At 63.7% G+C, this 13749-nt stretch carries 9 protein-coding genes and 1 pseudogene; 5 read left to right on the forward strand and 5 right to left on the reverse strand.

Going from position 1 to position 13749, the window contains the following annotated elements:
• Window positions 1-37: 37 nt before the first annotated feature.
• The 3 genes from HG800_RS19050 to HG800_RS19060 form a co-directional block, all read right to left on the reverse strand.
• Window positions 38-295: a DUF4926 domain-containing protein gene (locus HG800_RS19050; protein ID WP_169978389.1), complete on the reverse strand. Its 258-nt coding sequence runs from the start codon at window positions 293-295 to the stop codon at window positions 38-40.
• A 321-nt stretch (window positions 296-616) separates the two neighbouring features.
• The gene (locus tag HG800_RS19055) at window positions 617-1432 is read right to left on the reverse strand and encodes a hypothetical protein (RefSeq protein ID WP_169978391.1); all 816 of its coding nucleotides are present in this window, start codon (window positions 1430-1432) and stop codon (window positions 617-619) included.
• A gap of 381 nt (window positions 1433-1813) precedes the next feature.
• Window positions 1814-2287 (reverse strand): hypothetical protein, encoded by a 474-nt coding sequence (locus HG800_RS19060; protein ID WP_169978393.1) that lies wholly within the window; start codon window positions 2285-2287, stop codon window positions 1814-1816.
• 870 nt (window positions 2288-3157) lie between these two features.
• On the opposite strand from HG800_RS19060, the gene HG800_RS19065 reads away from it, so the two are divergent.
• Together HG800_RS19065 and HG800_RS19070 are read left to right on the forward strand one after the other, a co-directional pair.
• The gene (locus HG800_RS19065) at window positions 3158-3343 is read left to right on the forward strand and encodes a hypothetical protein (protein WP_169978395.1); all 186 of its coding nucleotides are present in this window, start codon (window positions 3158-3160) and stop codon (window positions 3341-3343) included.
• Between the two features lie 150 nt (window positions 3344-3493).
• On the forward strand, window positions 3494-4420 hold the full coding sequence (locus tag HG800_RS19070; RefSeq protein ID WP_169978397.1) for a hypothetical protein: 927 nt from the start codon (window positions 3494-3496) through the stop codon (window positions 4418-4420).
• 243 nt (window positions 4421-4663) lie between these two features.
• Here HG800_RS19070 and HG800_RS19075 read toward each other — a convergent pair.
• Window positions 4664-7762, reverse strand: a pseudogene (locus tag HG800_RS19075) (vitamin B12-dependent ribonucleotide reductase); the annotation flags it as partial.
• A 444-nt stretch (window positions 7763-8206) separates the two neighbouring features.
• Window positions 8207-8524, reverse strand: a complete 318-nt coding sequence (rplU, locus tag HG800_RS19080; protein ID WP_169978401.1) for a 50S ribosomal protein L21 — start codon at window positions 8522-8524, stop codon at window positions 8207-8209.
• A 652-nt stretch (window positions 8525-9176) separates the two neighbouring features.
• Here rplU and HG800_RS19085 point away from each other — a divergent pair.
• From HG800_RS19085 to HG800_RS19095, 3 genes are all read left to right on the forward strand, one after another.
• Entirely contained in the window at window positions 9177-12038 is a 2862-nt protein-coding gene (locus tag HG800_RS19085) for a 2-oxoglutarate dehydrogenase E1 component (RefSeq protein WP_169978403.1), read from the forward strand.
• A 133-nt stretch (window positions 12039-12171) separates the two neighbouring features.
• A complete protein-coding gene (locus HG800_RS19090; RefSeq protein ID WP_169978405.1) occupies window positions 12172-13020 on the forward strand; it encodes an ATP-grasp domain-containing protein in 849 nt (282 codons plus the stop codon).
• Window positions 13021-13172: 152 nt separating this feature from the next.
• Window positions 13173-13595: a hypothetical protein gene (locus tag HG800_RS19095; protein ID WP_169978407.1), complete on the forward strand. Its 423-nt coding sequence runs from the start codon at window positions 13173-13175 to the stop codon at window positions 13593-13595.
• Window positions 13596-13749 lie beyond the last annotated feature (154 nt).

The raw sequence follows: 13749 nt of genomic DNA on the forward strand, positions 1-13749 counted from the left end.
CCACACGATGGTGTTTCGTACGGGGCCTCCGGATCGCTCAGGCGGGGGGCGTGATCTTACCACGGGCCTCTGTCGAGGGGGTATCGTCGGCTCGGAGGGTTTCGATCTCGGAGACCTTGACGATGACCACGGCGATCGACTCGCCCAGGGTGTTGAAGACTTCGAGGATGGCACCCTCCTCCCCTCCGGAGGGATGAGGGATAACGTCCACGAGGGTGGCGACGTCGCCACGCTTCAGGCCGAGGTCGTCGCGGTCGCGGCAGAGGGCTACGCGATCGTAGAGGGAGGGTTTCATGGCGGGAGGCTCACGAGCATCGTGGGGGCATGGAATCTCGGGTGGCACGGGTGACCTCACCCGTGTGACCCCCATCGCAGGCGGAACCAAGGGGAACACCTCGATTCACCTGGCGTTCGGTTCCGGGACGGGCGGAGCCTGGAGACGTCGAAGAGGAACGAGGGCGGTCGCATTGGAAAGGTGGAGTGAACACTGGCGAGAACATCTATTCTACTCAGGCCATCACATATCGAAACCTATGGGACCATCAGTACCACCCGCTTGGAGTGGCGGCGAGGTGATCTCTGCCGGCTCATAGTGAAGGGCCAAGGGCCGCCGGGCTCAGGCGGTCGAGGGAGGGAGGAGCCGACGCCGGAGCAGGAACAACGCGACCATCGCCGGGAGGACGAGCGTCATGGTCGACGGCTCCGGGATTGCGGTGAGGCGGAACCGGCCGTCGGTGAGCGTGACCTGGGCCGTGCCGCTGCCGGTGGTGAATTCGAGGATGTTCCGCGCGGAGAGCGCGACCGACAGTTGGTACTGGCCCGGTCCCAGGAGGCCGGACAGGGAGACCCGCTGATCGAAGGTGTCGGTGAGGATCTGCAATTCGGCGAAATCGTCAATCGCGTAATCATAAATGCCGAAGGCGTATTCATTCTCGCCCATGCCTTCGGTGAAACCGGAGACGAGGGCCGACCAGGACCAGGACATGGTCTCGGTGAGGGTGAACGTGATGAAGGACCGCGTGGCGGCGAGCGTCTGGCTGAACAGGGCGTCGTCGGACTGGGTGATGACCTCGCTGTAGACGAGCGCATCCGCGACGTCGTAACCCCGGAAGGGGCCACCGAGTCCGGGATCACCCGGATCGAAGCCGCTCTCCAACCTGGAAGCGACGACGCCGTAATACCCGAGGCCGTTCGGCTGATTGGTCCCGGCCCCGCTCTCGGCCAGATAATCCTCCGTCCCGGGGGCCGTGTCGGTGTCGAGGAGGTTCAGGCGCGGGGTGAACGGCGGGCTGAACGACGCCTGATCCTGGATGAAGATCTGCGCGCTGGCCCGCCGGATGCTGTCGTTCAGGGTCCCGGCGTCGCACATCCCAGCCGCCGAGGTGACGACGATCGCCAGGGCCACGCCGCTCGTTCGGAACAGGGTCTTCATGCGGTATTCCTCCCAGTGTGCCTCCGACAAGCCGATTGAGAAAGTCACCCCAATCGGAGAAGATCGGGATTGTACACAAATGATCGGTTAGATTCTACCACGTTTCGTCCAATTGAATTGTACACGTCTGTCCGGAATGGTAGACAGTGATCCTCAGGACGACTGGGTGGTCGGGACAGGACGCAGCGTGCCCGGTCGGGTGGCACGGGTGACCTCACCCGTGTGACCCCAATCGCAGGCGGAACCAAGGGGGGCACTTCGGTTTGCCTGGCGTTCGGTCCCGGGACGGGCGAGGCCTGGAGACGTCGAACGAGAGGTGGAGGCGTTTGTGTCGGCAGATCGGGCTGAACACTGGTGAGGACACCAGTGCCACCCAGGTCATTATGTATTGAAACTTATGAGGCCACCAGTGCCACCCGCCGGCCAGTCGGGCACGGTTTCCTTCGGCACCGATCGGAAGGGTTTGTTGCCGGCCCACCAGAAGTGGACCCTCAGATTGAGTTCGTCGTCGGAGTTGGACGCGAGCCCGAGGGAGATCGCCTCGGCGAGGTCGTCCACGGTCGGGTGCTCGACCTGCTCGGCGGTGTCATCCGCGTCGGTGAGCTCCACCAGCACGCCACAGGTCGGATCGGGGAGGGCCGGCTCGGGCCCTCCCGTGTGTCGCTCGTCGATCCAGAAGAGGGTGCCGCAGCCCTTGCATCGCGTGAATCGGGGCACGTCGGGCATGTGCATCGCGATCATGGACCCGTCGGTGAAGGAGACGGCCCCGAAGGTATTGCCCGACAGCCAGGTGGGGACGCTCACCCGGGTTTCGCAGCTCGGGCATGCCAGGATTCGATTCGGTCCGAACATCATGAGTCGACCCTCCCGATCGATGATTCCCTTCCCTCAACGATCTCCGCCGCGCCGGACTCGGATCGGATCCCGCACGTCCGGTGTGCCTGGCCGACGACGTCGCGTCGTGACTCGCCCCGGGCCTCCGGTCACACGATCCGCAACGATCCATTCGGGTTGAGATCAGGGTTGTGACAGGGAGAATCCACACAAACGCATCCTTTTCTTCCCGAGACGACAGCATGGATGCTCTCGCCCGTGAAAACGAGGTTGCAGGAAGAACCAGGAGAAGAACGCCCCGGTTTGCCCGGCGATTGGTCCGGGGACGGGCGGGGCCTGGTGACGTCGATCGGGGGACGAGGGCGTTCGTGTCAGCAAGACGGGCTGAACACTAGCGAGGACACCAGTGCCACCCATGTCGTCACATATTGAAACTTATGAGGCCACCAGTGCCACCCGTCGACGAAGACGAGGACGAGGATGAGGACGGCGAGTGATTCTCACCTGGAGAATGGCCTTGGTGGGACGGAATTTCGGGTGGCACTGGTGGCCTCACCAGTGTGACCCCAATCGCAGGCGGAACCAAGGAGGAACACGCCGGTTTGCCCTGCGTCCGGCTCGGGGACGGGCGAGGCCTCGAGACGTCGAATGGGGGACCAGGGCGGTCGCGTCGGCGGGCTGAACACTGGTGAGGACACCAGTGCCACCCAGGTCATTATGTGTTTGCATTTTTGTGGCTACCAGTGCCACCCGCCCGAATCGCAGGCGGAACCAAGGGGGGCACCTCGGTTCGCCCGGCGATTAGCCGGGGACGGTCGGGGCCTGGAGACGCCGGACGGGGAACGAAGGCGATCGCGTCGCCAAGGCGGCTGAACACTGGTGAGGACACCAGTGCCACCCAGCCGGGGCCGAGCCCTCCTGCTGGCCCGTGCGCTCGACGAGCCGACACGCGTGCAGTACGAGCTGGAGCAACTGAGGGACACCCTGGCGACGACAGCGAAGCAGAATAAACGCAGGAAGCCCAGTACGTTCGAGCTCCTCAACGATCCGGAGCAGTTGGACTACTCCTTAACTTGATGGCTATGGGGCACGCTGCGCTTTGCCCCGGCCACCCGCCCGCACGCTATCCTATTCAGTCATCCGGCCAAGCATTATACTATTGCACTAGGGAGAGGGATTCATCCCGAACAAAAGGCCCTCAAAACATTAACTAGAGCAATTATTGCAATGACAGAACCCAAGAGGGAAAGCACCGAGATAATAGATTGCAACACCAATGACATCGGAGATGACTGGAGGGATTTTCTAGCAAATCGCCCCCCGTTAACTTGCGCCAAAATAGACAGAGTGGCAACCCAAAAAAGTCCACCTTCAATAATTATCAAAACTCCTGAACTTTTATTATATTGTGACGGAGAATGCCAATCATTTACTTATTGCAGTGGAAAAACAACAGCATCGGGCAGGCTATTCGGAGGAATCAATAGTGATCAAGGTCCAACTGCCACAAGAAATCCTGCTGACAATCCTCCTTATGACGTAATTCTAATTTACGAATGCGAAACATGCAAAAGAGTGGTCAAAAGTTACGCTATTCGATTCTGGAGCATTGCTCGCACAGACAGTGAAATCTCGCTTGTTAATGTAGAAAAAATAGCAGAGTTTCCTTCATTTTCGCCACGAACTCCAAGCAAATTGACCAAACTCGTTGGCCCCGATCGCGACTATTTCCTCAAAGGCAGAAGGGCAGAAGTCGAAGGATTAGGAATAGGTGCGTTTTCATATTATAGAAGAATTATAGAAAGTCAAAAAGATCGCTTATTAGATGAAGTAATTCGAGTATGCAGGCACACAAAAGCAAGCGACGACGTAATTGAAAGATTGGAAAATGCAAAACAGGAAATCCAGTTTAAAAAAGCAGTTGAGAATACAAAGGATGTCATTCCAGCGACGCTATACATCAAAGGACACAATCCGTTTACACTTCTTCACAACGCATTGAGCAGAGGTCTGCATGGCAGGTCTGATGAAGATTGCCTGGCCGACGCGAGTGCCATTAGAATCGTCTTATGTGAATTTTCAGAAAAACTATCTGAAGTAATGAAGGATGAGAAGCAGTTAAATGAAGCATTAAGTCGCCTATTAGAAAGCTGACAAGTCGACCCGCGGGGCTCGCGTGTGCGGATTCAGAGGGGGAGGGCGTGCGGGGCACGCTTGGGCGGGCCCCACGGGTCGTAGTGCGGGGGGGGTGAGGGAAGGGGAGGAGGACCCCCTCACCCGGCCTGCGGCCACCCTCTCCCCCGGGGACGGGGGAGAGGGAAGGGGAAGGAAGGGTCAGGAGCAGCCCATGGAGTTGCCGCAGTTGAAGCAGCGGTAGCAGGTGCCGCAGCGGACGGTGAGGGCACCGCAGTTGTCGCAGGAGGGGGCGTCGGACTGGAAGCGGGCGAATTCTTGTTGCTGGGCGCCGAGGCCGATCTCGTGGGAGGGGACGAGGGAGTCGGTGCGGGAGGAGGAGGAAGAAGAGTGGGAGGAGGCGGCCTCGGCGTCGTCGAGGTCGGCCATGGTGGCGGTGCGGTGGCCGTTGGTCTTGATGACGGGGGTGCTCGGCGCGGTGGGGGCGTCGAGGTCGGCGGAGGGGCCGGTTAACGCGGCGGCGGGAGCGGGGGAGACGGTGATGGGGCTCGTGGGCTCGACACCGTCGCGGCGAGGGGTGTTGGCCTCGCGGTAGCCGGGGATGAACTGGATGCCGAGCCAACGGAAGATGTAGTCGGTGACGCTCTTGGCGATCGGGATGTCGGGGTTCTTGGTGAACCCGGCCGGCTCGAACCGGCTGTGGGCGAACTTGTTGACGAAGACTTCGAGCGGGACCCCGTATTGCAGGCCCATCGAGACGAGCGTGCCGACGACGTCCATCAGGCCGCCGACGGTCGACCCTTCCTTGGCCATCGTGATGAACAGCTCGCCGGGGCGGCCGTCGTCGTAGAAGCCGACGTTGATGTACCCTTCATGACCCTGGATGTCGAACTTGTGGGTCATGCTGCGGCGGGTGTCGGGCAGGCGCTCGCGACGCGGGGGGCCGATCTCGGCGGGGCGACCGCCAACGGGGGCGGGAGCCTGCGCGGCGGCGGGCTTGAAGCCGGCGCGTTCGCGCTGAAGGCGTTCGTGCTCGGCATCGAGGGCGGCCTTGGCGGCGTTGACCTCGTTCCAGGCCTTTTCCAGATCGGTCTTGGCCTTGGCCAGCTCGGCAGCGATCTTCTGCTCCTCGCTGGAGGTGCTGACCGGCTGCGATTCCTTCGAACCGTCGCGGTAGATGGCCAACGCCTTCAAGCCGAGCCGCCAGCCTTCGAGGTAGGCGTCTCGGATGTCGGCGACGGTGGCGTCGCGAGGCATGTTGACGGTCTTCGAGATCGCTCCCGAGAGGAATGGCTGCGCGGCGGCCATCATGCGGACGTGCCCTTCCCAGGCAATCGTCCGGACCCCGTTGCGCGGCGGGAAGGCACAGTCGAAGACGGAGAGGTGATCGTCGTCGAGGCCGGGGGCCCCTTCGATCGTGTCGTGCTCGTCGATGTAGTCGAGGATGCCCCGGATCACCGGCTCGTCGTAGCCGAGGGTCTTGAGCGCCATCGGCACGGTGCGGTTGACGATCTTGAGCATGCCGCCGCCGGCGAGGCTCTTGTACTTGACCAGGGCGATGTCGGGCTCGATGCCGGTGGTGTCGCAGTCCATCATGAAGGCGATGGTGCCGGTCGGGGCGAGCACGGTGACCTGGCTGTTGCGGTAGCCGTTGGCCCGGCCCAGTTCGAGGCACTCGTCCCAGACCTTGCGGGCCTCGGCCAAGAGGGCCTCGGGGCAGGACGGGTCGATCGACTCGACGGCGTCGCGGTGCATTTCCATGACGCGGAGCATCGGCTCGCGGTTGATCCGGAAGCCCTCGAAGGGTCCGAGGCGGCCGGCGTGCTGGGCGCTGGTCCGGTAGGCCTCGCCGTGCATGATGGCGGTGATCGCCCCGGCCAGGGCTCGGCCTTCGGGAGAGTCATACGGCCGGCCGGTCGACATGATGAGCGCGCCGAGGTTCGCGTAGCCGAGCCCGAGCGGGCGGAAGGCGTGGCTGTTGGCGGCGATCGTGTCGGTCGGGTAGCTGACGTGATCGACGAGGATTTCCTGGGCCGTGATGAAGATGCGGCAGGCGGCGCGGAAGCCTTCGGCGTCGAAGCTGCCGTCCTCGCGGCGGAACTTCATCAGGTTGATCGACGAGAGATTGCAGGCGCTATCGTCGAGGAACATGTACTCGGAGCACGGGTTCGACGAGTTGATCGGCGCTGTGTTGGGGCAGGTGTGCCACTTCTGGATCGTGTCCTCGTACTGCATGCCGGGGTCGCCGCAGGTCCAGGTGCCTTCGGCGACCTTGTCGAGGAGATCCTTGGCGCGGTAGGTGTCCATCGGCCGGCCGGTGGTGACGGCCCGGGTGGTCCATTCCTCGTCGTTGATCGCGGCACGGAGGAAGGCGTCGGTGGCTCGGACCGAGAGATTGGCGTTTTGGAAGAGGACGGAGGAATAGGCCTCGCCGTTGAAGTTGGCGTCGTAGCCTTCTCGGATCAGGGCGTGGGCCTTTTGTTCCTCGTTCGTCTTGGCGGTGATGAATTCGAGGATGTCGGGGTGCCAGCACTTGAGGGTCTGCATCTTGGCGGCGCGTCGGGTCTTGCCGCCCGATTTGACGACGCTGGCGACCGCATCGTAGACCCTCATGAAGCTGACCGGGCCGGAGGGCCGACCGCCGCCGGAGAGCTTTTCGCGGCTGGAGCGGAGGGTCGAGAGGTCGGTGCCGGTCCCCGAGCCGTACTTGAAGAGCATGGCCTCGGCGTGGGCCAGCTTCATGATCCCTTCCATGTCGTCGGAGACGGACTGGATGAAGCAGGCCGAGCCTTGCGGGTACTTGTAGGCGTCGTCGACGGCGACGACCGCGCGGGTTTCCTCGTCCCAGCGGTAGTTGTTGGCGTCTCCGGAAACGCCTCGCTGGTGGTAGAGGCCGACGTTGAACCAAACGGGCGAGTTGAAGGCGCCGTACTGGTTGACGCAGAGGGCGGACAGCTCGTCGTAGAAGATTTCGGCGTCGGCATCGGAGGCGAAATAGCCGTCAGCCTTGCCCCAGTCGGTGATGGTCCGGGTGACGCGGTGGACAAGCTCGCGGACGCTGGTCTCACGTTCGGGGGTGTTGATCTCGCCGTAGAAGTACTTGCTGACGACGACGTTGGTGGCGAGCTGGCTCCAGGGGCGCGGCACCTCACACCCGGTCTGCTCGAAAATGACGCGGCCACGCTCATCCTTGATCGCCGCGGTGCGTTCATCCCACTCGACCTGATCGAACGGGCTCACCCCCTCGGTGCTGAAGACCCGAGGGACCACCATCCCCCGACCCGCCGTCCCGGCCCCCTGGCCCCGATCCTGTCCGAGCTCTTCCCGATGATCAACGGTCGCCATCGCCGGCCTCCGCCTCATGATCTGTAAGGATCTGATAGGTGTCGTTTTCCCAAAAGCCCATCGGCTGGTCAAGAACAAAAGTTCATCGTGATCGCACGACAACTACCATGATCCAGCCGTGATCTCGTCAAAGATGTGTCCAACCGGAATGAAGGGTTGGGAGGCCATTCGTCTGGAGCCGAGGAGTACGTCCCTGACCGACGAGCCTCGGACAACGCATCAGGGCGCCGCCGAAAGTGTATTATGCGCGATTTGTGAACGTCCAGGGCAGATTGGGGGGATGGGTATGCTGGTCAAGACCATTCTCGCGTTTACGTACTCTGCCCGTTCCGGAGATCGAGGAAATTTAGGTAAGACAGATATCGGCCGGTCCCCCTCCCAGCTTGACGCGCGCGAAAAAGCCGTTTCCGGCGGAAAAGCCCGCGAGAAACGGCTTGATCTGACACAAATGCCGCAAATCACTCAGGCGGTCTTGATGCTGACGATCTGGACCGTGGTGAAGGGCTGACGGTGACCGCGCTTGCGGCGGTACCCTTTGCGGCGGCGGAACTTGCGGATGACAATTTTCTTGTCGCGGAACTGGCGGACCACCTTGGCGACCACCTGGGCTCCTTCGACGACCGGGGTGCCGATCGTCGGCTCGCCGTCGGTGCCGGCGATGAGCAGGACCTTGTCGAAGGTCAATTCGTCGCCGTCGGCTCCGTCGCGGCGATCGACGGTCACGAGGTCGCCCTCGCTGACGCGGAACTGGTGGCTACCGTCCTCGAAGATGGCGTACATGGCGCTCGATTCGACTCTCTTGGGCCGGACGATCAGCGATCGCGACGTCCTCCGGCACGGGGTGACGTGCGGAGACTCTTGCCCGCGATGGCGGTCCTGACCGCTTGGGGGACGAACTCGCCGGTGGCCGGGACCGGGCCACTTGCCCGATGCTTTTGGAAGGTTCCGGTGTTCCTGGCGAAGCGAACGATCTTACCGCGCGAATCGTCCGGCGCGAAGTAGGGTCTCCGGCTGCGGGTCGAAGGGGGTCGAACGAGCAATCCTGGGCTCCGTGGCAATGCTCATGGGGCGAATTTCGCTCGTTCCGCGGCCAAGGACCGCGAGGGTTGCCCCGTGGAGGTTGATTTTTGGAAAAGTCTCTGGCGAGAGGACTGTGCCGATCGGGACTCGATTCTCTATACTAAGGCACATCGGGAGGGTGCGATCTCCCTCGGCCGAGCGGGAATGCGCGAAGAATCGGGATATGGCTGGTCCGGCCGTTGCGTTAGGATGGGAAACCAACGCGAGACATCGGGCCTCCCAACGACCCCCGCGCCGGCTCGCGAGGGATCGATCCGATGTCGTATTTTCGCCGCCTTCTGGGCAAGCAATCGGGGCCGGGCCGCGTCGTGCGCTGCCGCGCCAGTCGCGCCCGAAGATGAGACACGCTGCGATGAATCGCTCGACGGTCGCCAGTCGGTGGAACCAGGACCTGATCGAAGCGCATTACCTGCGGTGGCAGCAGGAGCCTGAGACGCTTGATGCGTCGTGGCGGCACTTCTTCGAGGGGTTTGAACTCGGTCGAGTGGATGGCGCCCCACCAGGAACCGAGCCGCCGGGAGAGGGCAGGCCCCCGGCCTCGACGGCGGTTGAGGTCGAGCCCGAGGCGCTGGAACAGGCCCGTGCCCAGGCCGCCGTCACCCGCCTGGTCGACACCTACCGCGAGGTCGGCCACTATCTTGCCGATCTCGACCCCTTGAAGCTCGCCGGCCGTCGCGAGACCTACGACCCGCTCGACCTGAGCGAGTTCGGCCTGGGTGAGCAGCATCTCGACCAGCCCTTTTTCACCCGGCTGTTCGACCCGCCGCAAGCCACGCTCCGCGAGCTGCTGGAGGTGCTGCGCCGCACCTACTGCGGCACGATCGGAGTCGAGTACATGCACATCCGCGACCGGAAGATCCGCACCTGGTTGCAGGATCGGATGGAGCCGGTGCGCAACCACCCGCGGTTCGACATCAAGAAGAAGCGGCGGATTCTCTGGAAGCTCAACGCCGCGAGCCTGTTTGAAACCTTCCTGCATTCCCGCTACGTGGGGCAAAAGCGCTTCTCGCTCGAAGGGGGCGAGATGCTCATTCCCTTGCTCGACGCGATCGTCGAGCGGTCGGCCAACTTCGGGGTCAAGGAGATCGTGCTGGGCATGCCCCACCGCGGGCGGCTGAACGTGCTGGCAAATATCCTGCACAAACCCTACAGCCTGATCTTCCACGAGTTCGAAGGGAACATGCCCAAGACCGTCGGCGGCGACGGCGACGTGAAGTACCACCTCGGCTTCTCGGCCGACCACGTCGGGGCCAACGGCCACTCGGTCCACCTCTCCTTGACGGCCAACCCGAGCCACCTGGAAGCCGTCAACCCAGTCGTTGAAGGGCGCATTCGGGCCAAGCAGCGTCTGTACAAGGATCGCGATCGGAAGCTCGGCCTGCCAATCCTGATCCACGGCGACGCCGCCTTCGCCGGCCAGGGCTTGGTGGCCGAAACCCTGAACCTGTCGCAACTGCCCGGCTACCGGACCGGCGGCACGATTCACATCGTCGTCAACAACCAGATTGGCTTCACCACCGCGCCGTTCGACGGCCGGTCGAGCCGATACGCGACCGACGTGGCCAAGATGATCGAGGTGCCGATCTTCCACGTCAACGGCGACGACCCCGAGGCGGTCGTCTACGTCGGCGAACTGGCGACCGAGTTCCGCGAGACGTTCGGCCTGGACGTCGTCATCGACATGGTCTGCTACCGCAAGCACGGCCATAACGAGAGCGACGAGCCGGCCTTCACTCAGCCGGTCATGTACGAGGCGATCCGTCAGCACCCCCCCGTGCTGGAGGTCTACACGAAGCAATTGATCGACTCGGGCGACCTGACTCAGGAAGAAGCCGAGACCCTCGAAGAAACCTTCCGCGAAAAGCTCGAATCCATTTACAAGGAAGTCCACGACGCCACCGAGGCCCCCGAGATCGCCCAGCCCGGCTTCAAAGGCCCCTGGGACGGCCTTCGTCCTGAGTACGACTGGAACCCGGTCGAGACCGGCGTGCCCGCCGATCGGCTCGCCCTGATTACCGAGCGCATGGCCGCCGTTCCCGAAGGCTTCACCCGCAACCGCAAGCTCGACCGCATCTTCGGCGCCCGGGTGCAGGCCATGACCGACGGCGGGCCGATTGACTGGGCCTTCGCCGAGCTTTTGGCCTTCGGCTCGTTGATGCTCGAAAAGACCCCGGTCCGCCTGAGCGGGCAAGACAGCCGCCGCGGTACCTTCAGCCAGCGGCACGCCTCGGTCGTCGACGTGCAGACGGGGGAACGCTATTACCCCCTGAACCACATCGACCCCGGCAACCAGGCCGAGTTCTGCGTCTTCGACAGCATGCTTTCCGAGGCCGCCGTCCTGGGCTTCGACTACGGCTACTCGCTCGACGCCCCTCATATGCTCATCTGCTGGGAAGCCCAGTTCGGCGACTTCGTCAACGGCGCCCAGGTCATCATCGACCAGTTCATCGTCTCGGGCGAGTCGAAGTGGGGCCGCTCCTCGGGCATCGTCCTGCTCTTGCCGCACGGCTACGAGGGCCAGGGGCCGGAACACTCCAGCGCCCGGCTCGAACGCTTCTTGCAACTCTGCGCCGAGGACAATATCCAGGTCGTCAACTGCACGACCCCCGCGCAGCACTTCCACCTGCTCCGCCGCCAGGTCCGCCGCAACTTCCGCAAGCCTTTGGTGGTGATGACCCCCAAGAGCCTCTTGCGGCACAAGCGGTGTGTGTCCGGGGTCGATCAGTTCACCTCGGGCCACTTCCGCGAGGTGCTCGACGACGCGACAACCACGCCCGAATCGGTCCGGCGGGTGGTGGTCTGCTCGGGCAAGGTCTATTACGACCTGCTCGCCCGCCGCGAGGCGATGGGCAAAGCCGCCGAGGTGGCCCTGATCCGCCTCGAACAATTCTATCCCTTCCCAGCCGCACTGCTGACCTCAGCCCTCGATCGCTACGCAAACGCGACCGAGTGGGTCTGGGCGCAGGAAGAGTCGCAAAACATGGGAGGCTGGTTCTTCGTGGCCCCTCGCCTTGAGGAACTGACCGGCCGGAAGTTCCAGTACGTCGGCCGAGACGCCAGCGCCAGCCCGGCCACCGGCTCGAACTCGGTTCACAACCGCGAGCAAGACGAGCTGGTCGAGGCCGCCATCGGCGCCCCCGTCCTGCCGCACCTCGTCACCGCCATGGCCGGCCGCAAGACTTCCGCCCCGGCGAGCGTCAACGGCCAGCGCTGACGCCTGGCCCGGCACCGGGGTCGACTCGGCCCCGGCCTACCCAGAACAATCATGGGAATTGCGAATGTCTTCAGGTGGCTGGGGGAGTCTCGAACCCAGCCATCCCGCCGATCGAAAGGCGCATCGCGTGGTCATGGCAGAGCTCGTAGGGGACAGCGTGACCTGGGTGCTGGAGCCGGGCGTCTTCCCCAGATCCTACGAGGCGATGCGCGACGCGGTTCTCGGGATCGGGGCCGGGGTCGTGATCTGGGAGGATGATTGGCTCCGGCAAGGGGGATGGCCCTCGCTCAGGGGCCGGGCCGTGATCTTCCACGGAAGCCTGGGCAATGCGGACGCGATCGCCCGCGGCTTGCCCTGGCAGCCGGGGGCGTTCTGCGACGCCGAGGCGTTCCGCTGCTCACGCTGGTATCCGAAGGCGAGCCGCTGGCTCTTGCATCGCCGGTGGGTCGTTGTCGCGTTGAATCAACTCGTCGACGATCCCGGTTCGGTCCTCGCCCCTCTCGGACATCCTGACGCGGTCTTCGTCCGCCCCGACAGCCCGCTGAAGCCGTTCAGCGGCCGGGTTGTGAGGCAAGACGGGCTCTCCCTGCGGGCGTTTGATCACGGCTTTTACTTCGATGACGAAACGCTGCCCGTCGTCGTCGCGCCGGTCCGGCAGGTCGAGCGGGAGTGGCGGTATGTGGTGGTCGGTCGCGACGTCGTGGCCGGGAACTCCTACGAGGCCGACGGCCGGATCGCAACCGCCGACGACCCGAACGGCGCCCCTCGACGCTTTGCGGGACAGATTGCCCGGGATCTGGAACTCCCGCAGGAGGTATCGGTGCTGGACGTTTGCGAGGCGGACGGCGATCTCCATCTCCTGGAACTCAATCCCTTCAGCGGCGCCGACCTTTACGCTTGCGATCGCCCGGCGGTCGTCGACGCGGTCTCCCGGGTCGCCCTCTCGATCGTCGGGACGACGGCCGATCCGGGCTCATCCTGATCGGGCTGTCTGAAATTTGCTCCGGAATTCCTTCCAAGATTCCCGGCCTTCGGATCGTTGAATGACAGGTGCCACCTCCGACCGCCCCGGGACGGGGACGGACGAATGCGGAGGCCGCGGATCGTCCGAGACGATGGTTGAGGAGCACGCTCATGCGGGATCGACGCCGGTTGATGGGCTGGGGAGGAGTGGTCGTGGGGGTGATCCTCGTCGGCATCGGGCACGAGGGCCGGGCGACGGGGACGGCGCTTCGGCTCGTTCAGTTCGACATTGCCCTCCACGGCAAGGTCGTGCTGAAGGCCAGTACCGGAGACAAGGGCACCCAGGGGCCGGATGTCGTCTGGCGATACCTCGATCACCTGGAACTGCGTCCCGAGAAGGGGTTTCGCGTCCAGCCCGACGCCGATGACCCGCTCCGGGCGACCCTGAGCGGGGCCATTCGCATCGAGGCGCGATACGGGGGGACGGTGACGGTCGAGTCCCTCGAACTCGTCCGGGAGCGGGCCGATCTGCCCTGGCGGGTCGCTCCGGCGGAGGTCGAGCGGACCTTCGACCTGAGGACGCGTCCCGGTTGATCGCTCGGCGGTTTCTCGAAACGGCCGGGGGGTGTCTCCCGCACGGGATCATTTCTGGTATGCTGGGTGTGGTACGCTCGACGAGGGCGGTCGATCGCCGCACGCGCCGGGTGTCTCGGCCGAGCCCTGCCAAAGCCGGCCGAAGCGATCGGAT

Origin of the sequence: Tautonia rosea (assembly GCF_012958305.1) — a bacterium.
GTDB lineage: Bacteria > Planctomycetota > Planctomycetia > Isosphaerales > Isosphaeraceae > Tautonia > Tautonia rosea.

Excerpts from the sequence above, each read along its gene's own strand:
- HG800_RS19050 (WP_169978389.1), bottom strand. The coding sequence starts at position 295 with ATGAAACCCTCCCTCTACGATCGCGTAGCCCTCTGCCGCGACCGCGAC.
- HG800_RS19055 (WP_169978391.1), bottom strand. The coding sequence starts at position 1,432 with ATGAAGACCCTGTTCCGAACGAGCGGCGTGGCCCTGGCGATCGTCGTC.
- HG800_RS19060 (WP_169978393.1), bottom strand. The coding sequence starts at position 2,287 with ATGATGTTCGGACCGAATCGAATCCTGGCATGCCCGAGCTGCGAAACC.
- HG800_RS19070 (WP_169978397.1), top strand. The coding sequence starts at position 3,494 with ATGACAGAACCCAAGAGGGAAAGCACCGAGATAATAGATTGCAACACC.
- rplU (WP_169978401.1), bottom strand. The coding sequence starts at position 8,524 with ATGTACGCCATCTTCGAGGACGGTAGCCACCAGTTCCGCGTCAGCGAG.
- HG800_RS19085 (WP_169978403.1), top strand. The coding sequence starts at position 9,177 with ATGAATCGCTCGACGGTCGCCAGTCGGTGGAACCAGGACCTGATCGAA.
- HG800_RS19090 (WP_169978405.1), top strand. The coding sequence starts at position 12,172 with ATGGCAGAGCTCGTAGGGGACAGCGTGACCTGGGTGCTGGAGCCGGGC.
- HG800_RS19095 (WP_169978407.1), top strand. The coding sequence starts at position 13,173 with ATGCGGGATCGACGCCGGTTGATGGGCTGGGGAGGAGTGGTCGTGGGG.